Origin of the sequence: Elstera cyanobacteriorum (assembly GCF_002251735.1) — a bacterium.
GTDB classification, from domain to species: domain Bacteria; phylum Pseudomonadota; class Alphaproteobacteria; order Elsterales; family Elsteraceae; genus Elstera; species Elstera cyanobacteriorum.
In genome coordinates this window covers 435,568-459,544 of record NZ_NOXS01000033.1, presented here as the reverse complement: position 1 = coordinate 459,544, position 23,977 = coordinate 435,568, and the positions used below count along the sequence as shown (strand labels likewise).

Sequence of the window (23,977 nt, the reverse complement as noted above, 5' to 3'; positions counted from 1 at the left end):
TCCGCAGTTCAACGCTGTATAAGCTGGGGGCATCCACGGATCAGCCACCCGAAGCCGCTTTGGTCCCGTCCACTGCCGCCGTCTGCGCTTTCGCGCGGAAGAAGGTATAGGACAGGGTGATGGTTTTAACGTCGTTCAGCGTCTTATCGTCGGCCATCGCCGGATCGATGTAGAAACTGACCGGCATTTCCACTTCTTCGCCCGCCGCCAATGTCTGCTGATCGAAGCAGAAGCAAGCAACCTTGGCAAAGACGCCGCCGGTCTTCAGCGGCGTTACATTAAAGGTCGCCATGCCCGTGACCGGTTCCGCCGCCAGATTCTTAGCGCGGTAGAAAATCAGCATATTCTCGCCGAGCTTCGCTTCGACACTGCGCTGCACGGGCTCGAACTTCCACGGCAACGCCGGGTCGGTATTGGCGTCGAAGCGTACGGTCACGATGCGCTCGCCCACCGTCGTGGAGGCCGCTTCGACGCGCTTCGACGCGCCGCCAAAACCGGTCACCTGACAGAAAATTTGATACAGCGGGACAGCGGCGTAGGCGAGGCAGATCATGCCCGTCGCCAGCATCGCCAGCGAGACCAAAGTGCGCCGGTTGCGCGTCTGCTGCGGGGCGCTCATTGCCGACCAACCTGAACAATCGTAATGGCAAAAAACAGCGCCACCAGGGCGAGGAGCGTCCAGAGCACGGCCAGATTCTTGCCGCGCACGCGCTTGGCCCGGGTGCTTTTGCTATCGGTCGGCGCGTTCATCAGAACACCATCCAGGTCGGGACCGGCACAGCCAGCCAGCGATCCACCGGCATGACCGCGAAGAGCGCGAAGAGATACAGGATCGAAAAACCAAACAGGCGTTTGGCGGCCTTATAGTCCGTTGCCGGCAAATCGGCGCGCGCCACCGCAATGGACTGGGCGACAAACAGCGCCCCCGACACCAGGGCGAAGGCGCCATAGACGCCACCCAGGGTTCCCAGCGCAACGGGCGCCAGCGTGATCGGCCAGAGCAATACAGTATAGAGCACGATCTGCTTCTTGGTCTCGCGCTCCCCTGCCGTCACCGGCAGCATCGGCACGCCCGCGCGGGTATAATCCTGACAGCGGAACAGCGCGAGCGCCCAAAAGTGCGGCGGCGTCCACATGAAGATGATCGCGAACAGCATAACGCTGGCGAGCGAGATATCCCCCGTCACCGCCGCCCAGCCGATCATCGGCGGAAACGCCCCAGCAGCGCCACCGATGACGATATTCTGCGGCGTGCGACGCTTCAGCCACATCGTATAGATGAAAACGTAAAAACCGATGGAGAAGGCCAGCAGGAAAGCCGCGACATGGCCAACCGCCAAATCCATCACGATGACCGACGCCACCGCCAAAAAAACACCAAAGGCCAACGCATCGGAAGCTTCAACCCGCCCGCTGGGGATGGGGCGCTTGACCGTGCGGGCCATGACCGCGTCGATATCGCGGTCGTACCACATATTGATTGCACCGCTGGCACCCGCCGCGACGGCGATGCACAGGATAGCAGCGAAAGCGAGAACCGGGTGCAGCGTTCCAGGCGCCAGGAACAAGCCAATCCCGCCGGTAAACACCACCAGCGACATTACCCGCGGCTTGAGCAGTTCGAAGAAATCGCGCGCGGTCGCGCCATCCTCGGCGCCCCGTGGCTTTTCAACGCTGACGGAAATATCGCTCACTCGTCCTGGTCCCTCTCGCTAACCCATTGTCGTTTCTTATTATGGGGGGAGCGCCCGGCCCGGACGCTCCCCGATAGGCTTAGTGGTGATTGGTGGACTTGATCACCGGCAGTTCATCGAACGTGTGGAACGGCGGCGGCGAGGTGACGCTCCATTCCAGGGTCGAATCTTCGGCATCCCAGTAATTGTTCCCCACCTTCTGGCCGGAAGTCAGCGTGCGGATCGCGATATAGACGAACAGCAGCGCCCCGGCGAAGGAGATGTAGGAACCATAGGACGCAACCTGATTCCAGCCCGCAAACGCCTCGGGATAGTCCGGGATACGGCGCGGCATCCCCGACAGACCAAGGAAATGCATCGGGAAGAAGGTCAGGTTGACGCCAACGAAGGTCAGCCAGAAGTGAATCTTGCCCAAGGTTTCCGGGTACTGACGGCCCGACATCTTGCCGATCCAGTAGTAGAACCCGGCGAACATAGCGAAGACGGCGCCCAGCGACAGCACGTAGTGGAAGTGGGCGATGACGTAATAGGTATTATGCAGCGCCACATCCATCCCAGCGTTCGCCAGCACGACGCCGGTGACACCGCCGACGGTGAACAGGAAGATGAAGCCAACGGCAAACAGCATCGGGGTGGTGAAGCGAATGGAGCCGCCCCACATGGTGGCGATCCACGAGAAGATCTTCACGCCCGTCGGCACGGCAATCACCAGCGTCGCCGCCGTAAAGTAAGCGCGCGTGTTCACGTCGAGGCCGACCGTATACATGTGATGCGCCCACACCACGAAGCCGACGACGCCAATGGCGACCATCGCGTAGGCCATCCCGAGGTAGCCAAAGACCGGCTTGCGCGAGAAGGTGGCGATGATGTGGCTGATAATGCCGAAGGCCGGCAGGATCATGATGTAGACTTCGGGGTGGCCGAAGAACCAGAACAGATGCAGGAACAGCATCGGATCGCCACCGCCCGCCGGATCGAAGAAGCTGGTGCCGAAGTTACGGTCGGTCAGCAGCATGGTGATCGCGCCGCCGAGGACCGGCACAGCGAGCAGCAGCAGGAAGGCCGTCACCAGCATTGCCCATACGAACAGCGGCATCTTATGCAGGGTCATGCCCGGCGTGCGCATGTTGAAAATGGTGGTGATGAAATTGATCGCGCCGAGGATCGACGAGGCGCCCGCGAGATGGAGGGCGAAAATCGCCATATCCATCGACGCGTTCGGCGTGCCGAGCTTGGAGGAGAGCGGCGGATAGATCGTCCAGCCCACACCCGCCCCGGCATTCTCACCGCCAACGAAGGCGGAGCCGAGCAGCAGGGCAAAGGCCGGGATCATCAGCCAGAAGCTGATATTATTCAGGCGCGGGAAGGCCATATCCGGCGCGCCGATCATGATCGGCACGAACCAATTGCCGAAACCGCCGATCAGCGCAGGCATAACGACGAAGAACACCATGATGACGCCGTGCGCCGTGGTGAACACGTTCCAGACATGGCCGTTGGCCATATACTGCATGCCCGGGTTCTGCAGTTCCATCCGCATGTAGACGGAGAAAGCCGCCCCAATCAGCCCCGCCAATACCGCGAAGATGAGGTAAAGGGTGCCAATATCCTTATGGTTGGTCGAGAGCAACCACCGCCGCCACCCGGTCGGGGCGTCGTGATGGTGGTCGTCGTGGCCATGAGCCGCCGCAGGGTGCGCCATGGTGTCTATCTCCTAATCCCTAGGTTCGCTTACTGACCGACCGCCTGGGCGACGGAGGTTCCGTCGGCGCCAAGGCGGTTGGCGGCGAATTTGGTTTGGGCTTCTTTCGCCCAGGCTGCAAACTTGTCCTTCGACAGCACTTCAATCGCGATGGGCATAAAGCCGTGATTGATGCCGCAGATCTGGTTGCACTGGCCGAAGAAAATGCCTTCCTTCGTCGCCTGCAGCCAGGTTTCGTTGGTGCGGCCCGGGAAAGCGTAAATCTGCACACCGAACGGCGGCACCAGCCAGGAATGCATCACGTCGGCGGAGGTCACGAGAACGCGGACCTGCGTATCGACCGGCAGCACCAGGCGATTATCGACGCCCAGCAGGCGCGGCATTTTCGCCTCAGCAGCGGCCTTATCGTCCAGCATATAGCTGTCGAAGGTGAAATTCCCATTATCGGGATATTCGTAGGACCAATACCACTGATGGCCGGTGACCTTGATGGTCATTTCGGCATTCGGAGCACGGTCGAGGTAGTAGAGCAACCGGAACGACGGGGCGGCGATCCCGACGAGGATCAGCACCGGCACCAGCGTCCAGACGACTTCGAGCATCGTATGGTGGGTGGTCTTGCTCGGTACCGGGTTGGCCTTAGCGTTGAAGCGCACGATCACGACGATCAGCAGCACCAACACAAACAGCACAATGGCCGTGATAATCCAGAGCAGCAGCGCATGGAAATCGTGGAGACGCTCTTTGACCGGGGAGGCCGCTTCGACCAGCCCCATGCCATACGGTGCCGGGACGTTCAGTTCGGCGGCCAGCGAAGCCCCGCCCCCCAGCAGCATCGGGAGAGCCGCCAGGGCGACCACAACCCAACCCCAAATACGCGACATGCTCATCTTTCCTCCGAACCTCTCAACCCTGTGCCTTCCCGCGCCGGACGAACCAGGCATCGGGAACAAGCTAGGGCGGACGCGGCTGCGTTCCACCCCTAGCGCCCCTCGGGCCCTTCTCAATGATGGCCGCATTTTGGCGCGCGCTAACCCGTCTGTCAAAGACTAGCCGCAATGATTTGGATCAATGCAGAATCTCCCAGGTTCTCCCGCATCGCAATATCAGCATTGTGCGGCGCACATAGCAGCGCGAATCCGATGGGGCGATTGATCTTCCGGCCCAAACACCCCATTGCTAAAGCGTCGCAAGTTTTGGAGAGCCGTCGATGTCCGTTTCCCCCGCCGCTGCCCTAACCGAGAGCGATTCGCTGTTCTTTTCCGCTGCGGGCCTTGACCGGACGGCCACGGAAGCCGCTGTCGCCGAAACCCTGCGGGCCGTGGATGACGGCGAACTCTACCTTGAATATACGCAGTCCGAAAGTTTCTCGTTCGATGACGGCCGGCTAAAAAGCGCGAGCTACGATACCAGCCAAGGCTTTGGCCTGCGCGCCGTGCTGGGGGAAACCACCGCCTATGCCCATGCGTCGGTGCTGGACCTGGGGGCCTTGCGCCGCGCGGGGGAAACGGTCGGCGCCGTCCGCCGGGGATATGCGGGCACCGCAGCGCTTAGCGCGGCCCCGCTTCCAGGCGGCCCGGCGCTCTATTCCGCCGCCAATCCGCTGACCGCCGTGGGCTTTGATGCGAAGATCGCGCTGCTACAGGCCATCGACGCCTACGCCCGCGCCAAAGACCCGCGCGTCAAACAGGTTATGGCGTCGCTTTATGGCGAATGGTCGGCAGTGCAGATTTTGCGCGGCGACGGCGCGCGCTTTGCCGATATCCGCCCCCTTGTGCGGTTGAATGTCGCCGTGATGGTTGGTGAGGGGGACCGGATGGAGTCGGGGTCCGCCGGGGCCGGGGGGCGCACGGCCTATGATCTCTACCTTCAGCCGCAGCGCTGGCAGGCGATGGTCGATGAAGCCCTGCGGCAAGCCCTGGTCAATCTTGGCTCGATCCCGGCCCCGGCGGGGGAAATGACCGTCGTCTTGGGCGCGGGCTGGCCGGGGGTGCTGCTGCACGAGGCCGTGGGGCATGGGTTGGAAGGCGATTTCAACCGCAAGCAAACCTCCGCCTTCGCCGGGCTGCTCGGTCAGCGCGTTGCCGCCCCCGGCGTTACCGTGGTCGATGACGGCACCCTGCCCGACCGGCGCGGCTCGCTGACCGTCGATGACGAGGGCACCCCAACGGGCCGCACAGTGCTGATCGAAGACGGTATTTTAAAGGGCTTCCTGCAAGATCGCCTCAATGCCCGGCTGATGGGTGTCCCCGCCACCGGCAATGGTCGCCGCCAATCTTATGCCCATGCGCCGATGCCGCGCATGACCAATACGTTCATGACCAATGGCGATAAAGACCCGGCGGAAATCATCGGCTCGGTCAAAAAAGGCCTTTATGCCGCCAACTTCGGTGGCGGGCAGGTCGATATCACCTCTGGGAAGTTCGTTTTCTCGGCCACCGAAGCCTATCTGATCGAAGACGGTAAGATCGGCCCCGCCGTGAAAGGCGCAACGCTGATCGGCAATGGGCCGGATGCCTTAACCCGCGTGAGCATGATCGGCACCGACAGCCGCCTCGACGATGGCATTGGCACCTGCGGAAAAGATGGGCAGTCGGTTCCTGTCGGCGTCGGTCAGCCAACCTTGCGGATCGACGGAATGACGGTTGGGGGAACGGCGTAAGCGCCGCCCCCTAATCCTCGTCTCGGATCAGACGAATGTCCACCTCGTGCTCGACATAGCGCCACTCCTCGGTTGCCCGAAGCGCCGCCAGCAGCGCGTCGAAGGCCGCCGCATCGTCCGGGGCAAAATCGAACCAGGTGAGGAAGTCGAAAGGCTCCGCCGTGCTTAAATCGCGGCAGTGATGCAAACGGCGCGCGATGGCGGGAAGATAAGCAAGCCCCAAACGGGTATGGTGGGAGCGTTCTTCGAAAATCTCGCGGCGGCGATCCTGGGGTAAGGCCCACCAATCGGCCGATTTCCGAATGGGGATCAACGCGGCGCAGCGGGCCGCAGCCCGCCCTGGCGCGACCTGCCGGGCAGCAAGCGCGTCCTGCTCCGTCGCCGTCGTATAGCGCTGATGGCTGGTTGCCCCGCGCAAAACCCAGAGCGCATCGGATGGCGGCGGGGTCGCGCTCATCGTCAATCGGTCGGCCCAGGGCAAAGCTGGGCCACAGACGGCGGTTAGCTGGGTAACCCGCCAAGGTCCGCTGCCCCCGGCAGCAAAGGTAACGAGGCGGGGATTGAGGGCTGGCATCTTACCTCCTTCAGCGATCTGATGCCGCACGCTGAAGCAAGGGAAGGGCCAAGCCGATCTAACTGATGGCGTTCACCAGCTTCATCGCAATGCCCAACGACCCCGCCACTTTGATCTTGCCAAAGGTGTAGCCAATCATCGGATCAAGCTGACCGTCGATCAGCTTTTTAAGGTTGTCGGTCGAAATGCGGATGGTGCAGTCGGCCTCGCCGTCGGCGCTTTCGCTCAGCGTCGGCTGCCCGGCCCGCGCGTCGATAGTGTAAACGCCGTCATCGCCGAAATCGAAGCGAACGATTGCCCCCAAGCCAGCGAGATTCGGTAGAGCTTCCTGCAAACGCGCATTCATCATTGGGGCCTCCATGCCTTTTACGTAAAGGTAATGAGCTGGAACCGGCTTGGCAATGCGATTCGCGCGCCCAAAGAAAACGGGGGCGCTGCCGAAGCAGCACCCCCGCTCTCAAACCCTTATGGGGACTAAATTAGAAGTCCACGCGGGTACGGAAGGTGAAGAGCGTGCCGTCGTTCTTCGACTTACCGGCCTTCAGACCCGTGGTCTGCGATTCGGCATCAAACTTAATCACGTCGGCCTGCAGCGACAGACCGGCGGCAAGCTGATACGCAACGCCGAGACCGTAAGCGGTATCGGTATCGTCCTTACGACCGCGCCGAGCGTAATCGGTATCGACGCGGGCGTAGTTCGCGCCAACCGCCCAGTTGCCGGTTTCATAGGTCAGACCGAGCTGCCAGCCGATTTGATCGTCGCCCTTCGCAAGGAAGGCATCGCCGTTGTCGAAATAATGACCGCCGAAAGTGAACCCCTTATAGCCGAGCGTCGCGCCGAGGTGCCAAACGGCGTAATCGCCGGTTACGCCCTGTGCGGCAATGCTATCCTTCTTGCTGCCCCACTGGCCGCCAGCGCCGATGGCCAAAGCGACATCACCGAACGACTTGTTGTAGGTCGCGCCGACCGAAACCAGATCACGGTACAGGTTGGAGGACTTAGCAATCTTCGAGCGTGCATTGTCGCGACCAGCCGAACCCTGTTCCGGGGTGTAGCTGATACCCGCCTGGAAACCGGAGAAGACCGGAGTGTAATAGACGAGCTTCGTATCGAACTCGCCTTCATTGGCATGGTAGTAGGAATAATTGCCGGTATCGATACCGAACGCATAGTCGGCCTGACCGATACCAACCGACGGAGCCTGAACTTCGAAGTTGCTGTCAACGGCCAGCGTATCGCCCAGCTCGATCTTACCCCACGAGCCAGAGAGATAAACGAACTTGCGGTCAGCACCGACGACATCTTGGCCGACGCCGTTCTGGTTGTTACGCAGACGCGCATCGAAACCATAAGTCAGACCGTTTTCGGCCTTGGCTTCCGCCTTGATGTGCAGACGATAGTCCATCCGCGCTTCGCGCGACTGGGCATTGGCGCGATCATCGTTCACCAGGATAAAATCAGAACGGACCGAACCGCCGAGGGTAACGGTGAACGGCGCCTTCGTGGTCACCTGCTGCGCGGAAGCCGCACCGGCCGCCAGAACCAGGGCCGTCGTGGCCAACAGAATCTTCTTCATGCCTAAATCCCCTAGATCATGTCATTGCAACACGAAATTGCAGAACAAACCGGTGCACCGAAGGCACGGCCCGGTCGTCATGGCGTAACGCTGTAACAATCCCCCTCAAGCTGTCAAGCGAGACACCATCGCACAAACCCGCGCCAGACTGCTGAAAAGACAAGCATTTTTACTTTTCGCCGTCTCTAGACCCTTGAAAAATGACACATTACAGACTTGTTGCGGTAGGCACATGCCGTGTTGCCGTTTCGCCACAATCAGCGAAAAACAGGCGATTTTTAATCGTCCAGTAACTTACTACCGGTACTTCTAACAGGCGAAATTGCGTGCCTCTCAATGCTCGAAAATATCGCCCGGCCAGCCGATCAGGTCGAGGTCCGCGCGGTGCGGCAGGAAGCGGAAGATGGCTTGGGCCAGTTCGGTGCGCCCTTCCCGTTCCAGTGCCACATCCAGCTTGGCCTTGATGGCGTGGAGATACAGAACGTCGGACGCGGCGTAGGTCATCTGTTCCGGCGTCAGAGTTTCAGCCCCCCAATCGGACGATTGCTGCTGCTTCGACAAATCGACGCCGATAGTTTCGCGGGCGAGATCCTTCAGCCCGTGGCGGTCGGTATAGGTGCGCACGAGGCGGGAGGCGATCTTGGTGCAATAAACCGGCGCCGTCAGCACGCCCAGGTGATGCTTCAGCACGGCAATATCGAAGCGCCCGAAGTGAAACAGCTTCAGCACATCGGGATCAGCCAGCAGGCGGGCGAGGTTCGGCGCTTCCATCCGCCCGTGCTTACCCGGCATCGGCATTTGCACCAGATGGGCATGACCGTCGCCCCCCGAGAGCTGCACGAGGCAGAGCCGGTCGCGGCCAATATTCAGGCCCATCGTTTCCGAATCGATAGCCACCACCGGCCCCAGCGACAGCCCATCGGGCAGGTCGCCCTTATAAAGAAACTCGGCCATTCTCTGCCCATCCTTTCATCAAACCGCGCCCGATTGTGCCCAATCGGTCCGCGCCGGGACATAGCAGATTTCGGCCCCGCCGCAATGGTTTTCAGGGAACGGGCAAAAAGCTGCCGAAACGATCCCCCGCAACGCCACCCGTCGTTAGAAAGGCCGGAACCAACGGCCACAGGCTTTCCTGAAACCGATTGTGGAAGAAAGCGAAATGCCCGATCTCCGGCACGCCAACCTTGGCGGGATCGAGGCGCAGGTGGGTTTTCGGCGCGGTCGGGGTCAGGGCTAGAAATCGGTTGGTTGCCGCGACGGTCGCAAAGGGATCGTCGGTGCAACTGAGGGCGAAGAGCGGCGCGGTGATCGCGGCGAAATGCCGCTCCACCGCCTCCGCCGTCACGCGGGAAACCCCATGCCGTCCGCGCGCAAGGCTGGCGGCGAAGCGCGGCCCCATGCGGCTCCAGTTACGCACCACGCCCTTCGGCACATCCTCCAGCCAGCCCAAGCGCTTGCCGGGAAAATAGCCGATCGCCTCGGTCAGAAGCGGCATGAAGAGATGCCAGCGCAGCAGCATTGCTAGCCGCCCGCCCCGCTGGTAGTCGCGCCAATAAGCGAATTGCGAGCCGACCGTCACCACGCGCGTCAGCCGCTCGCTCGCCGGGGCCAGCACTGCGGCAACGCCGCCGATGGAATGACCAACGGCGTAATAGACCCGCCCCGGAAAGCGCGTTTCGGCAAAGCGCATAGCGGCATCGGCATCAAGCCAGCCCCAATCCAGCCAATCGGCAGAAAAGTGCCGTAGCGACGCCGGGCGCGACGCGCCGATCCCGCGATAATCATAGGTCAGCACGTCAAACCCCTGCCCGGCCAACCAGGCAGCGAAGCGGCTATAATAGCGGCTCAGCACCGCCGTCGCGCAATGGATCGTGACCACGGGCCGGTCCGCCGCCCCCGTGCCGAGCCACAGCGTGCCGTGCAAATCGGTGCCATCGGCGGCAACCGTGTGGAAGGCTTGCGGGGCAAGGTCGGACATGGGAGCCTCTCGGGCGCGGGGGCAGGGCAATTTCAGCCTTTCAGCCCTGCGACATCCTGTCCAATGCGGAAACTGAGGACCAGGATTTCCCGCCTTTTAAGACCATTCAATCTTGACTGATACGTCACCTTCTGACGGAGCCGCCATGCCCATCATTTCCCTCGACAGTCTGACTCTGACCCGGCAAAGCCACGGCGAACGGTTCGACGCCGCCTTCGCCTCGCTCACGGCAGGCACTGGCGCCCAGCATCTGGGCGCGCGGCTGGTGGAAGTCCCGCCCGGCAAGCGCGCCTGGCCGCTGCACTGCCATTATAACAACGACGAGATTTTCGTCATTCTGAGCGGCTCCGGCCAGCTTCGCGATGGCAGTCGCACCACCCCCGTCAGCGCCGGGCAGGTGCTCGTATGCCCGGCGGGCGGGCCAGACGCAGCGCACCAATTGATCAACGATGGAACCGCACCGCTGCGCTATCTCGCCGTCAGTTCGATGCGCGAGCCAGATATTATGGAGTATCCCGACTCCGGCAAACTGGTCGCCTTCGCCGGGGCCGCCCCCGGCGGCGATAAAAACAAGCGCCGCCTTAGCCTGACCCAGTACCGAGGACCGGAGGTGGACTATTGGGAGGGGGAGTGATCTGCATTTAAATTTCAATCACCCTGTCATTACTCTCGCAATCCCGCCATAGTTCCCGGGCCTCCTAGGAAACTTCCGCCGCACCCCAGGAGTCTCGATGACCAGCCCCACCGCCCCCCGTCGCGCCCTTCTGGTCGCCAATCCCGGTAGCCGCCGGGGCAGCGCGGCCTTGCAGCCGGTGGAAGCGGCCTTCACTGCCGCTGGCGTTACGCTGCTGCCGGTCGAGAGTTCGCCACGCGAGACGCTGACTGCCCGCCTCGTGGCGCAAGCGGGGGAAGCCGACCTGATCCTGGCGGTCGGGGGGGACGGCACCGTCAATTCAGTCGCGGCGGCGGCCTATCGAACCGGTTTGCCGGTGGGGCTGATCCCAGCGGGCACCGCCAATGATCTCGCGCGCACCCTCGGCCTGCCGCTCGATCCGGCGGCGGCGGCGCAGGTGATCCTGGCCGGGCGGCGAACACCCATCGATCTGGGGGAAGTGAATGGCACCTTCTTCTTCAACGTCGCCAGCCTCGGCCTATCGGTCAAACTCGCCGACAAACTGTCCAGCACCAGCAAGAAGCGCTGGGGGCGGCTGGGCTATCTCTGGGCGCTGCTGCGTGCCTTGGCGGAAGCCCGGCCTTTCTCGGCGGCAATCACCGGGGAAGACGGGCATACGATCGTGGTGAAAACCCTGCAAATCGCCGTGGGCAACGGGCGCCATTACGGCGGCGGCATGGTGGTGGAACAGGGGGCGGAGATCAACGACGGCCAACTTGACCTTTACTCCTTAGAGTTCAAGGCCGTTTGGAAGCTGCTGACCATCGCCGGGTCTTTCCCTACCGGTCGCCACGGCCTCAGCCCGGAGGTGCGCACCCTGCGGGGGCGCCAGTTCAAAATCGCGACGCGCCGCCCCCGCCCGATCAATATGGACGGCGAGTTATTGGGCGCGACGCCTGCCGTTGTCACCGTCCACCCCGCCGCCTTGCGGATGATCGTTCCCTAGGGGGCGCTATGCCCCTTGCCAGCGGCGTGCTTCCGCCAACAAGTGCTGCGTAAGCACGCCCGCGTCCTGCTCCCGCGCCAAACCGCCTGCCTGCCCAGACCAGAGCATGGAAAAATCATCGCGGCCCTTCGCCTCAAAGGCTGCCCTTAGGGGATCGACGGCGCCAGTTGCCAGCGGAAAGGCGGGGGCAACGGTGCTCATCGGGCCTTGCTCCCGCATAAAGCGCGTCAGCAGCCCGCGCGCGGGCCGCCCGGTATAGAGGTTGGTCAGCCGCGTATCCTCGTCCCGCGCCGCATGGATTGCCGAACGGTGCAGTGCCGACCGGCCCGCCTGCGGTGTCAACAGATAGGCCGTGCCGACTTGGACCGCCCGCGCCCCCAACGCGAAGGCCGCGCGCACACCGCGCGCATCGGCAATCGCCCCGGCGGCGATCACGGGAACGATGACCGCATCGACGAGTTGCGGCAGTAAGGCAAACAGGCCCGGTTGCCCGTCACTATCCGCCGTCAAGAACATCCCGCGATGCCCCCCGGCCTCGTTCCCCTGGGCGATAATCGCGTCAACCCCCTGGGCTTCCAGCCAGCGCGCTTCGGCGACGGTGGTGGCGGAGGAGAGAATCCGCGCGCCGGTTTGCCGCACCCGCGTGAGCAAGGCCGCCTCAGGCAGACCGAAATGAAAGCTGACAATAGGGGGCCGTAGCTCCTCCACCACTTCGCACGCGGCCTCGTCGAATGGGTTGCGCCCCCCGCCACGCCGGGCCGCCGTCAGCGGCACGTCCGCCTCAGCGTAATAGGGCGCGAGGGCGTCGAGCCACGCGGCATCCTTCGCCGCATCAGCGGTCGGCGGGGTATGGCAGAAGAAATTGAGGTTGAAGGGGGCGGCGGTCTCGGCGCGGATCGCCGCAACCTCGCGGCGGATTTGATCGGGCGATAAAGCGGCGCAGGCCAGCGACCCAAGCCCACCCGCTGCGCAGACCGCGATCACGAGCGGACTGAGCGAGCCGACCATCGGGGCCTGGATAACCGGCGCTTGGGTTAGAAGATCGATCACGGGGAAGACTCCTCGGGTAAATCGGAACAGGTTGCCGCGATCCTATCAGTTTCCGCTGTAAACCGGCGTCCGGCGTTCTATCCAGGCGTTCAGCCCCGCGTGAACATCCTGCGTCGGACACATGCGGGCGAATTGCTCGCGCTCGATCTCCAAGCCTTCACTGATACTGGTGTTCAGCCCTCGGGTAACGGCGGCGATAATCCGCGCTGCCGCCAGCGACGAATGCCGCAAAATCCGCCCGGCCAGATCGAAGGCCGCAGGCAGCAGGTCGTCGTGCGGCACAACAGCGTTGACCAACCCCAATTCATACGCGCGGGCCGGGGAAAAACTGTCTCCGGTCAGCAGCAGTTCCAGCGCCCGCTTGCGCCCGGCAAGGCGCGACAGGCGCTGGGTGCCGCCAAAGGTCGGCGGAATACCGATATTGATCTCCGGCTTGGCAAAAATCGCCCGCTCGGAAGCGACGGCCAGATGCACCGCCTCGGTAATCTCGCAGCCACCGCCGAAGGCGATGCCATTGACGGCGGCAATGACCGGCTTCGGAAAGGCTTCGAAGCGCGCCGTCATCGCCTGCCCCCGGCGACAAAACTCCCGCACGGCCTCCTCCGTCCCGCGCCGGATGCTGGCCGCAAATTCGGGAATATCTCCCCCTGCCGAAAACGCCCGCTCCCCCGCGCCGGTGATGATCACGGCGCGAATATCGGCCTGGGCTTCGATCTGATCGAGCAGGCCTAGCAGCCGGTCGTTCGTCTCGTAATCCAGCGCATTCAGCTTTTCAGGGCGGTTGAGCGTGAGCAGGGCGATGGCGCCCTTCTGCTCGATCAGAACTTTTTCCCGCATTGGCCGATCCTCCCTTGTCAATGCTGGGGAAGCGTATCAGCCTGGGGGCGCGTTCAAACTCACTAGTGAGTATACCAATGACGGCCCCATCCCCAACCGCCCGCGACCGGATATTGAAGGCATCCGCCTATCTGTTTTACTTGGAGGGAATCCGCTCGATCAGTGTCGATGCGATTGCCGAGCGGGCGGAGGTGACGAAAAAGACGCTCTATTATCACTTCATCAGCAAGGACGATCTGGTCGCGGCCTATCTTAGCCAGCGCGACCAGCCGAATTTGGCCGCTTTCGCCGGGTGGTTGGGCGCAGAGGATAAAAGCCTGCCGGAGCGGATCGAAACGGTCTTCACCCGCCTCGCCGAAACGGCCAGCCACCCAAAATGGCGCGGCTGCGGGTTTCTGCGGACGATTGCCGAACTGGCCAATCAGCCCGGCCATCCCGCCCGCAAGATCGGCGCGACCCATAAGAAGAAGGTCGAAACTTGGCTGGAGGGGATTTTCCGCGCAAACGGCATTGCAGCGGCACCAAGCCTGGCGCAGCAGATCGCCGTTCTGATCGATGGGGCTTTCGCCGCGATGCTGACCCATAGCGACCCAGGCTATGCCCGCACCGCCGGGATCGCCGCCCGCACGCTGGTGGCGGCAGCCCTGGCGGAAAAGGCCTAAGCGCGCATCACCAACCGCCGCCCGGCGAGCAGCGCCAGCCCCATGATCGCCAAGACCCCGAGGGCGATGTTCAGGCTGGACTGCGCCGCCCCCCAGCCGATCAGCGGCGGCCCGAGCAGGAACCCGGCATAGCCCAGCGTTGCGGCCGCCGCGACGCCTGCGCTGGGACTGATACCCGGCAGATTGGCCGACGCGCGGAACAGCACCGGCACGACATTCGCCGCCCCGAGACCGACCAGCACGAAACCCGCCGCGCCAAGCGGCAGCAAGGGGGCCGTGACCGCGATCAGCAATCCCACCGAGATCGCTAGACCGCTCACCGCCAGCGTGCGCACCGGGCCGAAACGCCCGACGATACGGTCCCCGGCGAAGCGGCAGGTGGCCATCGCCAGCGAATAGGCCGTGTACCCGGCGGCCGCCCAACCGACCGAGGCGCCCGGCGGTAGGGTCGTCGTTAGTAGCAGCGCACTCCAATCCGCCACCGCCCCTTCGACCATAAAGCAGCCGAAGGCAAGCGCCCCGAGCGCGACCACGGCGCCGGTAAAGGGAAAGCGCTTTTTGTCTTCAGCCTCGGCGGCTGTCGGCAGCAAAAAGCGGGCGGGCCAGACCAACAGAACAAACAGCAGCAGCAAAACCGCCGCCATGCCGTCGCCGCGCCCAAAATCGATCAGGATCAACCCGCCGCCGAGGCCGGACCCGAGCAAGCCGCCGAGGCTGAAGAACCCGTGGCAACTGGAGAGCATCGGGTAGCCGAGCGTCTTCTCCACCGTACTGGCTTGGGCATTCATCGCCACATCCAACGCACCATTGCCAATGCCGAACAGAATGGCGCTGATCGCCATCACGGTCAGGCGCGGGGCACTCTCGGGCAGAAAGACCGCCAGCAGGATCGGCAGCACAACGCTTCCCAGCGCGGCGGGCAGAAACAAGCGCGTCGCCCGATGGGTACCGATGCGCCCGCCGAGCCAACCCGCCACCGGCATCCCGAGCAAGGCGCCGACGGCGACCAGCATGAGGATGAGACTCAGCGCCGCCTCCCCCAAGCTCAGCGCGTCGCGCAGCACGGGCATATGGGCGGCCCACAGGCCGTAGCCCATCCCATTCGCTAAGAAGACGGCGGAAATGACCCAGCGGGCGCGAACGGCGGCGTTCATTGCCCGGCCTCCGGCGCGGCAATCCGCACATCGGGCGCCTCCGCCCCCGCCCGCAAGCGGGTGACGAGATCGGCAGGGGCGTCGGCTTCCAAAATTATATGATGCAGCCCAGCAAGGTCGGCGACTTTGAACGGCGCCGTCTGGGTGAGTTTTTCGGTCGTCACGGCGCAGGCCGTGCGGTGGCTGGCGTAGATCATCGCCTGTTTCAGCACGGCATCCTCCGACTCCCAAACCCCCAGGCCAAAGGCCGGATCGAGGCCGCAGGCGCCGATAAAACACAGGTCGGCGCGAATATCGGCCAGCGCCCGCAGGGTCCGCGCACCGCGCACCGAGCCGGTTCCGGCAGCAACCGTGCCGCCGAGCATGATCACTTCCGTTCGACTGAAATGCCCGGTCGCCACCGCGATATGCGGGCAGTTGGTGATGATCGCCGTCGCCTGCCCGTCCTCCAGCAGCCGGGCGAGGGCAAGGTTGGTACTGCCCGCATCGATCAGCAGAATATCCTCGGGGCGGATCAACGCCGCCGCTGCGAGGGCCAGGGCACGTTTACGCACCGGATCGGTCGCCACCCGCTCGCGGAAATCCGGCCCCATCCCGGTGCGGCGCACCGCCCCGCCGTGAACCCGGCGCAGCTTGCCGGCAAGATCGAGATCGCGCAGATCACGCCGGATCGTATCTTCCGACGTGGCGAAGCGCTGGGCCAGATCGGCGGCAATCACCCGCCCCTGCTGCCCCAGCATCTCCAGAATCCGTTCCCGCCGCTCTTCGGCCAACATCGGCTTTCTTCCTGATTATCCGCGTTTCAGCGGGTTTATGCCAGAATATGCACAAACCCGCAAGAAGCAGCAAAAGCCCGTTATCGGCCTGTCATGGTTTCGACTTCCTTTTGTCCCATTCCCCCTGTAGGGGAGAAGCATGACTGAATCCGAACAGGCCGCCCTGGCGGTTGCGCTCGACCGGGGGCTGATCGCCCTTCCCGAAACCGGCCCGATCCTGGCGCAGGGGCTGATTCCTGGCGCCCCGCTGGAGGATTTGCCGCAGACGCGCGCGTTGCTGCTGGAAGATTTCGAACCCCAGGCCGACCGGCTGGCGGCGCGCGGCTGGACGGTGGAGCCGGTGCCCGCTGCCTCCGAGCCCTTGCGCGACCGGCTGACCCGCGATTATGGCGCGGCCCCGCGCCTCGCCCTGCTGATACCCGGCAAACAGCGCGAGCGCGCGCTGGGCGATTTGGCCCTGATGGCGGAAACTTTGGCCGAAGGGGGGATGCTTGCCGTCGCCGTCGCCAATACGGGCGGCGCCGCGCGGGCGCAGGGCGATCTTGCCGATCTCTTCGGCTCGGTCGGCGTGCTGTCGAAGCATAAATGCCGCGTGCTTTGGGCGCAAAAAGGGGCCGATTTCAAAACCGGCCTCGCCGCCGCCTGGATCGCCGCCGCCCAACCGCGCCCGCTGCCGCTGCTGCCCCACGGCTCCCCCGTGCTTACCGCGCCGGGTCTGTTCGCCTGGGATCATCTCGACGCGGGATCGCAGTTGCTCGCCGCCCATCTGCCCGCCGATCTGTCGGGCGCGGTGGCCGATCTCGGCTGCGGCTGGGGCTATCTGTCGGCGGAACTGCTGGCGCGCTGCCCCGGCATCACCCGGCTGGATGCTCTCGAGGCGGACGCGCGCGCCGTCGCCCTCGCCCGTCAAAATCTCACCGATCCGCGCGCCGCCGTGCGCTGGGCCGATGCCAGCCAGCCGCATGGGGTGGCGCAGTGGGACGCGGTGGTGATGAACCCGCCGTTCCACCAGGGCCGCGCCGCGCTACCGGATTTGGGCCGCGCCTTCATCCGCGCCGCCGCCCACGGGCTAAAGCCGGGCGGGCGGCTGATGCTCGTTGCCAATATCACCCTGCCCTACGAGCGGGAGCTTGAGGCAGAGTTTGCGTCCTGGCAGCAAATCGCCGAAGCGGACGGCTTCAAACTGCTGACGGCGGTGCGCTGATGCTGAAACGCGCCTCGCAATGGTTGATGGCCTTGGGCTACTGCGCCTCGCGCCGGGAAGCCGAAGGCTGGATCGCCGATGGCCGCCTGTCGCTGACCGACGGCACGGTGCTAGAAGATGATCCGCGCATCGAACCTGCCCGCCTGAAAGCCGATGGCGAACCGCTGGACCCGGCGCCGCTGACGCTGATCCTGCATAAGCCGGTCGGCTTCGTTTGTTCGACGGAAGACCCGGGGCGGCTGGTCTATGATCTGCTGCCCGCCCGCTTCCGCCGCCGCGACCCGGTGCTGTCGGTCGCGGGGCGGCTGGATAAGGACACCTCCGGCCTGGTGCTGATGACCGACGACGGGCAGTTGCTGCATAAGATCATCTCGCCCAAACGCAAGGTGGAAAAACTCTATCAAGCCACCCTCGCCCGCCCGCTGCGCGGGGATGAGGCCGCCATTTTCGCGAGCGGCACCCTGACGCTTCAGGGCGAAAAAACCCCGTGCAAACCCGCCGGGCTGCGCGCGGTTTCGGACGATGGCAAACAGGTGGAGGTCCGCCTGACCGAAGGGCGCTACCATCAGGTGCGGCGGATGCTGGCCGCCGTCGGCAATCACGTCGAAACCCTGCACCGCGCCCAGATCGGCGGTCTTGATTTGGGACAATTAGGCCCCGGCGACTGGCGCGCCTTGACCGAGGCTGATCTGAAGGCGATCTTTGCCGAACAGGTTTCAAAGGAATGACCATGCGCCGCCTGCTGCCGCTTCTGCTGCTCGCCTGCTTCACCGCCCTGCCCGCCGCTGCGGCAGGCCCGGCGAAGGAGGAGCGCAAGGTTCTGACCGTGCGCGATAGCCAGACGCTAAACGGCGTCGTGCCCGACGTTGGGCAGCTCTATATCCTACCGCCGCGCGGCTATCAGGTGATGAAATCGAAAATGGATCGCGGCTTAAAGCTAGCCTTCGATGCCGCCGCCGGGATCGTTATTCAGGCGACCCACCCGAACGGCTCACCAAAAGGCTCGATCACCCTGCAATTCGCCGATGGCCGCCGCGTGACAATGAGCGTGCGCACCCAGAAGGTCGGTTACGTCAATAATTACCTGATTCTGCAATAGGCTGCGGGTCTCCTCACCCGATTGGGAGGTCGATCATGGGCGTTCCCTCGTTGCTGGTTTTTCTGTTCGTCGGCACCGTCGCCGGTTGGCTCGCGGGCCTAGTGGTGGCGGGAGGCGGCTTCGGCTTTATCCGCAATGCCGTTGTTGGCGTCGTCGGCGCTTTCGTCGCAGGGCTGATCTTGCCCTCGGTCGGCTTAGTTTTTGGCGGCGGTATTCTGTCGGCGATCCTGCACGCCACCATCGGCGCGATTATCTTCTTGGTCGTTCTCGGACTTTTACGGCGGGCAGCATGAACAAATTCGGCTATATTCTAATCGGCGTGCTGATCGCTGTGATTGCAGGCCTTGGCGCCTATATCTACCGTGAGCAGACAAAGCCGAAGGGGCTGGAGTTGCGGATCGATAGCAATGGGGTCTCGATCCAGAATAACTAATTCACACGGGGGGAAGGCCAATTGACTTCCCGGCCCGAATCCCCCATACCTGCCCTTAGGTCATAAAGCCCTGCGTGGGAGAGCGCGGAGCCGTCCGCCGCCGAAGGAGCAACCCGCCCCGGAAACTCTCAGGCAAATGGACCGCACAGGGAAAGGCTGCTCTGGAAAGCGGCGGCGTCTGCCGTCCACCGACGAGGCAAGCTGGGTGAAAGCCCGGTCGATCTTTCAGGTTTAAAGACAGAGGGGGTGCCCGCCGTCGGAGGACGGCACGCGAGATCGCTTGCGCGAAAGGCACCCAGACTGTGACCGATACCGAGACTCCCCTGCTGACCACCGCGCTCGATGCGCTGCATCGCGCCCTTGGGGCACGCATGGTGCCCTTCGCGGGCTATGCCATGCCGGTGCAATATCCGACCGGCATTCTAACCGAGCATAATTTCACGCGCAGCAGCGCCGGGCTGTTCGACGTGTCGCACATGGGGCAAGTGACGATCCGGGGCCTGAATGGCGCCGATCCCGCCGCCGCGCTAGAACGGCTGGTGCCGGGCGACATCCAGGCGCTGAAGCCGGGCCGCATGCGCTATACGATGCTGACCGACGATGCCGCCGGTATCCTTGATGATCTGATGGTGACCAAGCTCGAAGATCGGCTGTTCGTCGTCGTCAATGCCGCCTGCAAGACCCAGGATATTGCCCGTTTCCGCGCCAAGCTGCCCGATTGCGAGGTGATCGAGCATCACGACGCCGCGCTGCTGGCGCTGCAAGGCCCGCAGGCGGTGACCGTGTTGGAAACGCTGATCGAGGGCGTTGAAGACTTGGGCTTCCTGTCGGGGGCGGAGTTTGCTTGGAGCGGGGTGACGCTGTTCATCACCCGCTCCGGCTATACCGGCGAAGATGGGTTCGAAATTTCGGTGCCGAATAGCGCTGCGCAGTCGCTGGCGCAGGCCTTGCTTGCCGATGCGCGGGTGAAACCCATCGGCCTCGGCGCGCGCGATTCGCTGCGGCTCGAAGCCGGGCTTTGCCTCTATGGTCACGACATCACCCAGGATACTACGCCCATCGAAGCCGATCTGGCCTGGACGATTTCCAAGCGCCGCCGCGCCGAAGGCGGTTTCCCCGGCGCGTCCGTGGTGCAGCAGCAGTTGGCCGATGGCACCAGCCGCCGCCGCGTCGGCCTTCAACCGGAAGGCCGGGCGCCCGTGCGCGAAGGGGCGAAGATTTACGCCGATGCCGCGCTGACCGAGTTTCTTGGCACGGTCACCAGCGGCGGCTTTGGCCCCACGGTCAATGGTCCCGTGGCGATGGGCTATGTCGCTGCCAGCCATGCCGCCGTGGGCCGCGCCCTGTTCCTGGAACTGCGCGGCAAGCCGGTTCCGGCCCAGGTTGCCGCCCTGCCGTTCACGCCCCATCGTTACGTTCGCTAAGAAAGGCTTTCCGTCATGAGCAGCTTGAAGTTCACCGAAGATCACGAATGGGTGCTGATCACCGGCACCACCGCCCGCGTCGGCATTACCGCCTATGCGCAGGAACAGTTGGGCGACGTGGTGTTCGTCGATCTGCCCACCGTTGGCGCCAAATTCGCCAAGGGCAAGGAAGCCGCGGTGGTCGAGTCGGTTAAGGCCGCGTCGGACATTTACGCCCCGGTTTCCGGCACGATTTCGGCGGTCAACGACGCGCTGCCGGACGATCCCAGCCTAGTGAACACCGATCCGCAGGGCGATGGTTGGTTCTTCGAACTGACCCTGGCCGACGCTGGCGAACTCGACGGTCTTATGGACGAAGCGGCCTATCAGGCCCATATCGGAGCCTAACATGCGCTATCTGCCGCTGACCGAGGCCGACCGGCGGGCGATGCTCGCCACTATCGGCGCCCCCTCCGTCGATGCCCTGTTCAAAGATGTTCCCGCCGCCGCCGTGCGCCGCGCGCCGGTCGATCTGCCGCACCACGCCGGGGAACTCTCGGTCGAGCGGCAGTTGAAGGCGATGGCCGGTAAGAACTTGGTTGCGGGCGAAGTTCCTTTCTTCGTCGGCGCCGGGGCTTATCGCCACCATGTGCCCGCCAGCGTCGATTACATCATCCAGCGCGGCGAGTTTCTGACGGCCTACACGCCGTATCAGCCGGAAATCGCCCAAGGCACGCTGCAATATCTCTTCGAGTTTCAAACGCAAGTCGCGATGCTGACCGGCATGGAGGTGGCGAACGCCTCCATGTACGACGGTTCCACCGCCTGCGTTGAAGCCGTCGTGATGGCGACCCGCGTCACCAAGCGCAAGAAGGCGATCCTGTCGGGTGGGCTACACCCGCATTATGCGGAAATCGCCGCGACCCACGCCGCCTATGGCGATTTCACGCTGGATAGCGCCGCTGCCGACCCGGAAGGCCTGGAAGATCTCGCGTCCCGCATCGACGATCAGACCGCCTGCGTCGTCGTGCAAAACCCCTCCGTCTTCGGGCATATCCGCGATCTGACGCCGTTGGCCAATGCCGCCCACGCCAAAGGGGCGCTGCTGGTTGTTGTGGTGACGGAAGCCGTTTCCCTGGGCGCGCTGATGCCGCCGGGGGCGATGGGGGCGGATATCGTCGTCGCCGAAGGCCAGTCTATCGGCAGTGGCCTTAACTTCGGCGGCCCCTATGTCGGTCTCTTTGCCACGCGCGAAAAATACATGCGCCAGATGCCGGGCCGTCTCTGCGGCGAAACCGTCGATGCCGACGGTAAGCGCGGCTGGGTGCTAACGCTCTCGACCCGCGAGCAGCACATCCGGCGCGAGAAGGCCACCAGCAATATTTGCACGAACGCGGGCCTCTGCGCCCTCGCTTTCACCGTGCATCTGTCGCTGCTGGGCGAAACCGGCTTTACGCAGTTGGCGGCGCTCAATCACGCCAAGACCAGCCAGCTCGTTGAAAAGCTGAAGGCGGTTCCGGGCGTGCGCGTGCTGAACGAAGCGTTCTTCAATGAAGTGACGCTGGTGCTGCCGAAGGATGCCTCGGCAGTGGTTGAAGCCCTGGCCCAGAAGCGCATTCTGGCCGGGGTGCCCGCCGCCCGCCTGTGGCCGGATCATTCCGACCTTAAGAATCACCTGCTCGTCGCCGTCACCGAAACCGTGACCGACGAGGATATGGACGCGCTCGTCGCCGGGCTGAAAGAGGTGCTGGCATGACCCTTCTCGACCGTTCCCAGGGCCGTAGCGCCCGCGAAACCGCCGCTGAAACGGCGTCTGTCGAAACCTTCTCCGGCAACCGGGGCCTTGTGCTGGAAGAAGGGCTGATCTTCGAACTCGGCCAGCCGGGCCGTCTTGGCGTCGATCTGCCGGACGCCCCGCAGGCTCCGAACCGCTTGGGCGGGCTTGCCCGGCGCGGCGGCATAGGCTTGCCCGATCTCGCCGAACCGCAGGTGGTGCGCCATTTCACCCGCCTGAGCCAGAAGAACTACGGCATCGATTCGGGCTTCTTCCCGCTCGGCTCCTGCACGATGAAGCATAATCCGCGCCTCAATGAACGCATGGCGCGGCTGCCCGGTTTCTCGGACGTGCACCCGTTGCAGCCGATTTCCACCGTGCAAGGCGCGCTGGAGTTGATCGATACCCTGGCCCATTGGCTGAAGACGCTGACCGGCATGCCCGCCGTCGCCATGTCCCCCGCCGCCGGGGCGCATGGGGAATTCTGCGGCATGGTCGCGATTAAGGCCGCCCTCGCGGCGCGCGGCGAAAGCCACCGCACGCGGGTGCTGGTGCCCGAATCGGCCCACGGCACCAATCCGGCGACCGCTGCCGCGATTGGCTTCACCGTCGATCCGATCCCGGCGACCACCGAAGGCCGCGTCGATCTCGATGCCTTCAAGGCCAAGCTGGGGCCGGATGTGGCAGCGATCATGCTGACCAATCCGAATACCTGCGGGCTGTTCGAGCGCGACATCCGCGAGATTGCCGACGCCATCCACGGCGCGGGCGGCTATTTCTACTGCGACGGCGCTAATTTCAACGCCATCGTCGGCCGGGTCCGCCCGGCCGACCTCGGCGTCGATTGCATGCATATCAACCTGCACAAAACCTTCTCCACCCCGCACGGCGGCGGTGGTCCGGGTTCGGGGCCGGTGGTGCTGTCGGACGCGCTCGCGCCCTTCGCCCCGCTGCCCTGGGTGGTCAATCAGAACGGCAGCTATGCCGTGCTGGAACAGGCCAAGGCCGAAGCGGCCCAGAGCTTCGGGCGGCTCAAAGCCTTCCACGGCCAGATGGGCATGTTCGTCCGCGCGCTGGCCTATATGCTCAGCCACGGGGCCGATGGTTTGTGGCAGGTCTCGTCGGATGCGGTGCTGAACGCCAATTACATTCTGGCCAGCCTGAAGGATGTCTTCTCCGCCCCCTTCGAAGGGCCGTGCATGCACGAAGTGCTGTTCAACGACGATTTCCTGAAGGATACCGGCGTCTCCACGCTCGATTTTGCCAAGGCGCTGATCGACGAAGGCTATCACCCGATGACCATGTATTTCCCGCTGGTCGTGCATGGGGCGATGCTGATCGAACCGACCGAGACGGAAGATAAGGCCACCTTGGACCAGTTCATCGCCGTCATGCGCAGCCTGGCGGACAAGGCCAAGGCCGGCACAGCGGAGGCGTTCCACGCCGCCCCGCGCCTAACGCCGCGCCGCCGCCTTGATGAAACCCTGGCCGCCCGCAAGCCGATTCTGCGCTGGGTGGCGCCGGAGTTGGCCCAGGCCGCCGAATAAATCCGGTATTATGGTATGAAAAAGGGGCGGCTTTCCGCCCCTTTTTTCGTTTTTGCGTCCTCACGATTGCCGCAGCGTAGATTTCGCTCTAGGGTGAGCCGGTTTCCTGACGATTATTCTTTGACGACCGATGGATAAACAGTTTCTGGAGCGGTTTTCATTAAGTGTTCAAATTTCGGCCCTTACTGCCGTTATTATTCTTGTGTGCTCCTTTGCAACCATTGGTCTGTTA

Annotated in this window: 27 protein-coding genes and 1 riboswitch; of the genes, 13 read left to right on the top strand and 14 right to left on the bottom strand. The window is 63.7% G+C overall.

The window, feature by feature from the left end:
• Nucleotides 1–40: 40 nt before the first annotated feature.
• From CHR90_RS14430 to coxB, 5 genes are all read right to left on the bottom strand, one after another.
• Nucleotides 41–619 (bottom strand): cytochrome c oxidase assembly protein, encoded by a 579-nt coding sequence (locus CHR90_RS14430; protein ID WP_094409708.1) that lies wholly within the window; start codon nucleotides 617–619, stop codon nucleotides 41–43.
• Entirely contained in the window at nucleotides 616–750 is a 135-nt protein-coding gene (locus CHR90_RS19795) for a hypothetical protein (RefSeq protein WP_267890184.1), read from the bottom strand. The genes CHR90_RS14430 and CHR90_RS19795 overlap by 4 nt, the downstream gene beginning before the upstream one ends.
• The gene (locus CHR90_RS14425; RefSeq protein WP_094409707.1) at nucleotides 750–1,694 is read right to left on the bottom strand and encodes a heme o synthase; all 945 of its coding nucleotides are present in this window, start codon (nucleotides 1,692–1,694) and stop codon (nucleotides 750–752) included. Before CHR90_RS14425 ends, CHR90_RS19795 begins: the two co-directional genes overlap by 1 nt.
• Nucleotides 1,695–1,773: 79 nt before the next feature.
• Complete coding sequence (ctaD, locus tag CHR90_RS14420; RefSeq protein WP_094409706.1) at nucleotides 1,774–3,396, bottom strand: cytochrome c oxidase subunit I; 1,623 nt, start codon at nucleotides 3,394–3,396, stop codon at nucleotides 1,774–1,776.
• Between the two features lie 29 nt (nucleotides 3,397–3,425).
• Nucleotides 3,426–4,280, bottom strand: a complete 855-nt coding sequence (gene coxB / locus CHR90_RS14415) for a cytochrome c oxidase subunit II (protein ID WP_094409820.1) — start codon at nucleotides 4,278–4,280, stop codon at nucleotides 3,426–3,428.
• Nucleotides 4,281–4,606: 326 nt separating this feature from the next.
• On the opposite strand from coxB, the gene tldD reads away from it, so the two are divergent.
• Nucleotides 4,607–6,058, top strand: a complete 1,452-nt coding sequence (gene tldD / locus CHR90_RS14410) for a metalloprotease TldD (protein WP_094409705.1) — start codon at nucleotides 4,607–4,609, stop codon at nucleotides 6,056–6,058.
• Nucleotides 6,059–6,068: 10 nt separating this feature from the next.
• Here the strand turns inward: tldD and CHR90_RS14405 are convergent, their stop codons facing one another.
• The 5 genes from CHR90_RS14405 to CHR90_RS14385 all read right to left on the bottom strand — a co-directional run bounded on the left by CHR90_RS14405 (nucleotide 6,069) and on the right by CHR90_RS14385 (nucleotide 10,187).
• A complete protein-coding gene (locus CHR90_RS14405) occupies nucleotides 6,069–6,632 on the bottom strand; it encodes a chlorite dismutase family protein (RefSeq protein WP_094409704.1) in 564 nt (187 codons plus the stop codon).
• A gap of 58 nt (nucleotides 6,633–6,690) precedes the next feature.
• Nucleotides 6,691–6,981, bottom strand: coding sequence for an SCP2 sterol-binding domain-containing protein (locus CHR90_RS14400; RefSeq protein WP_094409703.1), 291 nt, complete (start codon nucleotides 6,979–6,981; stop codon nucleotides 6,691–6,693).
• Between the two features lie 130 nt (nucleotides 6,982–7,111).
• Nucleotides 7,112–8,209: a porin gene (locus tag CHR90_RS14395; RefSeq protein ID WP_094409702.1), complete on the bottom strand. Its 1,098-nt coding sequence runs from the start codon at nucleotides 8,207–8,209 to the stop codon at nucleotides 7,112–7,114.
• Nucleotides 8,210–8,542: 333 nt separating this feature from the next.
• On the bottom strand, nucleotides 8,543–9,163 hold the full coding sequence (locus CHR90_RS14390) for a ribonuclease D (protein WP_094409701.1): 621 nt from the start codon (nucleotides 9,161–9,163) through the stop codon (nucleotides 8,543–8,545).
• 91 nt (nucleotides 9,164–9,254) lie between these two features.
• Nucleotides 9,255–10,187 (bottom strand): alpha/beta hydrolase family protein, encoded by a 933-nt coding sequence (locus CHR90_RS14385; protein WP_094409700.1) that lies wholly within the window; start codon nucleotides 10,185–10,187, stop codon nucleotides 9,255–9,257.
• A gap of 145 nt (nucleotides 10,188–10,332) precedes the next feature.
• Here CHR90_RS14385 and CHR90_RS14380 point away from each other — a divergent pair, with 145 nt between their 5' ends.
• Nucleotides 10,333–10,821 (top strand): cupin domain-containing protein, encoded by a 489-nt coding sequence (locus CHR90_RS14380; RefSeq protein WP_094409699.1) that lies wholly within the window; start codon nucleotides 10,333–10,335, stop codon nucleotides 10,819–10,821.
• Between the two features lie 97 nt (nucleotides 10,822–10,918).
• Nucleotides 10,919–11,806 carry a lipid kinase gene (locus CHR90_RS14375; protein WP_094409698.1) on the top strand — a complete coding sequence of 296 codons (888 nt, stop codon included), beginning with the start codon at nucleotides 10,919–10,921 and terminating at the stop codon, nucleotides 11,804–11,806.
• 6 nt (nucleotides 11,807–11,812) lie between these two features.
• Here CHR90_RS14375 and CHR90_RS14370 read toward each other — a convergent pair whose 3' ends face one another.
• Both CHR90_RS14370 and CHR90_RS14365 read right to left on the bottom strand, forming a co-directional pair.
• On the bottom strand, nucleotides 11,813–12,856 hold the full coding sequence (locus CHR90_RS14370; RefSeq protein ID WP_094409697.1) for an NAD(P)H-dependent flavin oxidoreductase: 1,044 nt from the start codon (nucleotides 12,854–12,856) through the stop codon (nucleotides 11,813–11,815).
• 45 nt (nucleotides 12,857–12,901) lie between these two features.
• On the bottom strand, nucleotides 12,902–13,693 hold the full coding sequence (locus CHR90_RS14365; RefSeq protein WP_094409696.1) for a crotonase/enoyl-CoA hydratase family protein: 792 nt from the start codon (nucleotides 13,691–13,693) through the stop codon (nucleotides 12,902–12,904).
• 77 nt (nucleotides 13,694–13,770) lie between these two features.
• Here CHR90_RS14365 and CHR90_RS14360 point away from each other — a divergent pair, with 77 nt between their 5' ends.
• A complete protein-coding gene (locus CHR90_RS14360) occupies nucleotides 13,771–14,355 on the top strand; it encodes a TetR/AcrR family transcriptional regulator (RefSeq protein WP_094409695.1) in 585 nt (194 codons plus the stop codon).
• Here CHR90_RS14360 and CHR90_RS14355 read toward each other — a convergent pair.
• Both CHR90_RS14355 and CHR90_RS14350 read right to left on the bottom strand, forming a co-directional pair.
• On the bottom strand, nucleotides 14,352–15,509 hold the full coding sequence (locus CHR90_RS14355; RefSeq protein ID WP_094409694.1) for an MFS transporter: 1,158 nt from the start codon (nucleotides 15,507–15,509) through the stop codon (nucleotides 14,352–14,354). The genes CHR90_RS14360 and CHR90_RS14355 overlap by 4 nt on opposite strands.
• Nucleotides 15,506–16,285, bottom strand: a complete 780-nt coding sequence (locus CHR90_RS14350) for a DeoR/GlpR family DNA-binding transcription regulator (protein WP_094409693.1) — start codon at nucleotides 16,283–16,285, stop codon at nucleotides 15,506–15,508. Before CHR90_RS14350 ends, CHR90_RS14355 begins: the two co-directional genes overlap by 4 nt.
• 139 nt (nucleotides 16,286–16,424) lie before the next feature.
• Between CHR90_RS14350 and CHR90_RS14345 the strand changes: the two genes are divergently transcribed.
• The 9 genes from CHR90_RS14345 (at nucleotide 16,425) to gcvPB (ending at nucleotide 23,745) form a co-directional block, all read left to right on the top strand.
• Nucleotides 16,425–17,489: a class I SAM-dependent methyltransferase gene (locus tag CHR90_RS14345; RefSeq protein WP_212668689.1), complete on the top strand. Its 1,065-nt coding sequence runs from the start codon at nucleotides 16,425–16,427 to the stop codon at nucleotides 17,487–17,489.
• Nucleotides 17,489–18,217, top strand: coding sequence for a pseudouridine synthase (locus tag CHR90_RS14340; protein ID WP_229671492.1), 729 nt, complete (start codon nucleotides 17,489–17,491; stop codon nucleotides 18,215–18,217). Before CHR90_RS14345 ends, CHR90_RS14340 begins: the two co-directional genes overlap by 1 nt.
• Nucleotides 18,214–18,588, top strand: a complete 375-nt coding sequence (locus CHR90_RS14335; protein ID WP_094409692.1) for a hypothetical protein — start codon at nucleotides 18,214–18,216, stop codon at nucleotides 18,586–18,588. Before CHR90_RS14340 ends, CHR90_RS14335 begins: the two co-directional genes overlap by 4 nt.
• Before the next feature lie 35 nt (nucleotides 18,589–18,623).
• The gene (locus tag CHR90_RS14330; RefSeq protein ID WP_094409691.1) at nucleotides 18,624–18,881 is read left to right on the top strand and encodes a GlsB/YeaQ/YmgE family stress response membrane protein; all 258 of its coding nucleotides are present in this window, start codon (nucleotides 18,624–18,626) and stop codon (nucleotides 18,879–18,881) included.
• Complete coding sequence (locus CHR90_RS19460) at nucleotides 18,878–19,021, top strand: hypothetical protein (protein ID WP_094409690.1); 144 nt, start codon at nucleotides 18,878–18,880, stop codon at nucleotides 19,019–19,021. The genes CHR90_RS14330 and CHR90_RS19460 overlap by 4 nt, the downstream gene beginning before the upstream one ends.
• Nucleotides 19,022–19,086: 65 nt before the next feature.
• Nucleotides 19,087–19,175: riboswitch (glycine riboswitch) on the top strand.
• 148 nt (nucleotides 19,176–19,323) lie between these two features.
• The gene (gene gcvT / locus CHR90_RS14320) at nucleotides 19,324–20,445 is read left to right on the top strand and encodes a glycine cleavage system aminomethyltransferase GcvT (protein WP_094409689.1); all 1,122 of its coding nucleotides are present in this window, start codon (nucleotides 19,324–19,326) and stop codon (nucleotides 20,443–20,445) included.
• Nucleotides 20,446–20,460: 15 nt separating this feature from the next.
• A complete protein-coding gene (gcvH, locus tag CHR90_RS14315) occupies nucleotides 20,461–20,832 on the top strand; it encodes a glycine cleavage system protein GcvH (protein ID WP_094409688.1) in 372 nt (123 codons plus the stop codon).
• A 1-nt stretch (nucleotide 20,833) separates the two neighbouring features.
• Entirely contained in the window at nucleotides 20,834–22,180 is a 1,347-nt protein-coding gene (gene gcvPA / locus CHR90_RS14310) for an aminomethyl-transferring glycine dehydrogenase subunit GcvPA (RefSeq protein WP_094409687.1), read from the top strand.
• A complete protein-coding gene (gcvPB, locus tag CHR90_RS14305; protein WP_094409686.1) occupies nucleotides 22,177–23,745 on the top strand; it encodes an aminomethyl-transferring glycine dehydrogenase subunit GcvPB in 1,569 nt (522 codons plus the stop codon). Before gcvPA ends, gcvPB begins: the two co-directional genes overlap by 4 nt.
• The last annotated feature ends 232 nt before the right edge of the window (nucleotides 23,746–23,977 follow it).

Bases quoted from the DNA above. Each gene is read 5' to 3' on its own strand.
- CHR90_RS14430 (WP_094409708.1), bottom strand. From the start codon at position 619: ATGAGCGCCCCGCAGCAGACGCGCAACCGGCGCACTTTGGTCTCGCTG.
- CHR90_RS19795 (WP_267890184.1), bottom strand. From the start codon at position 750: ATGAACGCGCCGACCGATAGCAAAAGCACCCGGGCCAAGCGCGTGCGC.
- ctaD (WP_094409706.1), bottom strand. From the start codon at position 3,396: ATGGCGCACCCTGCGGCGGCTCATGGCCACGACGACCACCATCACGAC.
- coxB (WP_094409820.1), bottom strand. From the start codon at position 4,280: ATGTCGCGTATTTGGGGTTGGGTTGTGGTCGCCCTGGCGGCTCTCCCG.
- tldD (WP_094409705.1), top strand. From the start codon at position 4,607: ATGTCCGTTTCCCCCGCCGCTGCCCTAACCGAGAGCGATTCGCTGTTC.
- CHR90_RS14405 (WP_094409704.1), bottom strand. From the start codon at position 6,632: ATGCCAGCCCTCAATCCCCGCCTCGTTACCTTTGCTGCCGGGGGCAGC.
- CHR90_RS14400 (WP_094409703.1), bottom strand. From the start codon at position 6,981: ATGATGAATGCGCGTTTGCAGGAAGCTCTACCGAATCTCGCTGGCTTG.
- CHR90_RS14395 (WP_094409702.1), bottom strand. From the start codon at position 8,209: ATGAAGAAGATTCTGTTGGCCACGACGGCCCTGGTTCTGGCGGCCGGT.
- CHR90_RS14390 (WP_094409701.1), bottom strand. From the start codon at position 9,163: ATGGCCGAGTTTCTTTATAAGGGCGACCTGCCCGATGGGCTGTCGCTG.
- CHR90_RS14385 (WP_094409700.1), bottom strand. From the start codon at position 10,187: ATGTCCGACCTTGCCCCGCAAGCCTTCCACACGGTTGCCGCCGATGGC.
- CHR90_RS14380 (WP_094409699.1), top strand. From the start codon at position 10,333: ATGCCCATCATTTCCCTCGACAGTCTGACTCTGACCCGGCAAAGCCAC.
- CHR90_RS14375 (WP_094409698.1), top strand. From the start codon at position 10,919: ATGACCAGCCCCACCGCCCCCCGTCGCGCCCTTCTGGTCGCCAATCCC.
- CHR90_RS14365 (WP_094409696.1), bottom strand. From the start codon at position 13,693: ATGCGGGAAAAAGTTCTGATCGAGCAGAAGGGCGCCATCGCCCTGCTC.
- CHR90_RS14360 (WP_094409695.1), top strand. From the start codon at position 13,771: ATGACGGCCCCATCCCCAACCGCCCGCGACCGGATATTGAAGGCATCC.
- CHR90_RS14355 (WP_094409694.1), bottom strand. From the start codon at position 15,509: ATGAACGCCGCCGTTCGCGCCCGCTGGGTCATTTCCGCCGTCTTCTTA.
- CHR90_RS14350 (WP_094409693.1), bottom strand. From the start codon at position 16,285: ATGTTGGCCGAAGAGCGGCGGGAACGGATTCTGGAGATGCTGGGGCAG.
- CHR90_RS14345 (WP_212668689.1), top strand. From the start codon at position 16,425: ATGACTGAATCCGAACAGGCCGCCCTGGCGGTTGCGCTCGACCGGGGG.
- CHR90_RS14340 (WP_229671492.1), top strand. From the start codon at position 17,489: ATGCTGAAACGCGCCTCGCAATGGTTGATGGCCTTGGGCTACTGCGCC.
- CHR90_RS14335 (WP_094409692.1), top strand. From the start codon at position 18,214: ATGACCATGCGCCGCCTGCTGCCGCTTCTGCTGCTCGCCTGCTTCACC.
- CHR90_RS14330 (WP_094409691.1), top strand. From the start codon at position 18,624: ATGGGCGTTCCCTCGTTGCTGGTTTTTCTGTTCGTCGGCACCGTCGCC.
- CHR90_RS19460 (WP_094409690.1), top strand. From the start codon at position 18,878: ATGAACAAATTCGGCTATATTCTAATCGGCGTGCTGATCGCTGTGATT.
- gcvH (WP_094409688.1), top strand. From the start codon at position 20,461: ATGAGCAGCTTGAAGTTCACCGAAGATCACGAATGGGTGCTGATCACC.
- gcvPA (WP_094409687.1), top strand. From the start codon at position 20,834: ATGCGCTATCTGCCGCTGACCGAGGCCGACCGGCGGGCGATGCTCGCC.
- gcvPB (WP_094409686.1), top strand. From the start codon at position 22,177: ATGACCCTTCTCGACCGTTCCCAGGGCCGTAGCGCCCGCGAAACCGCC.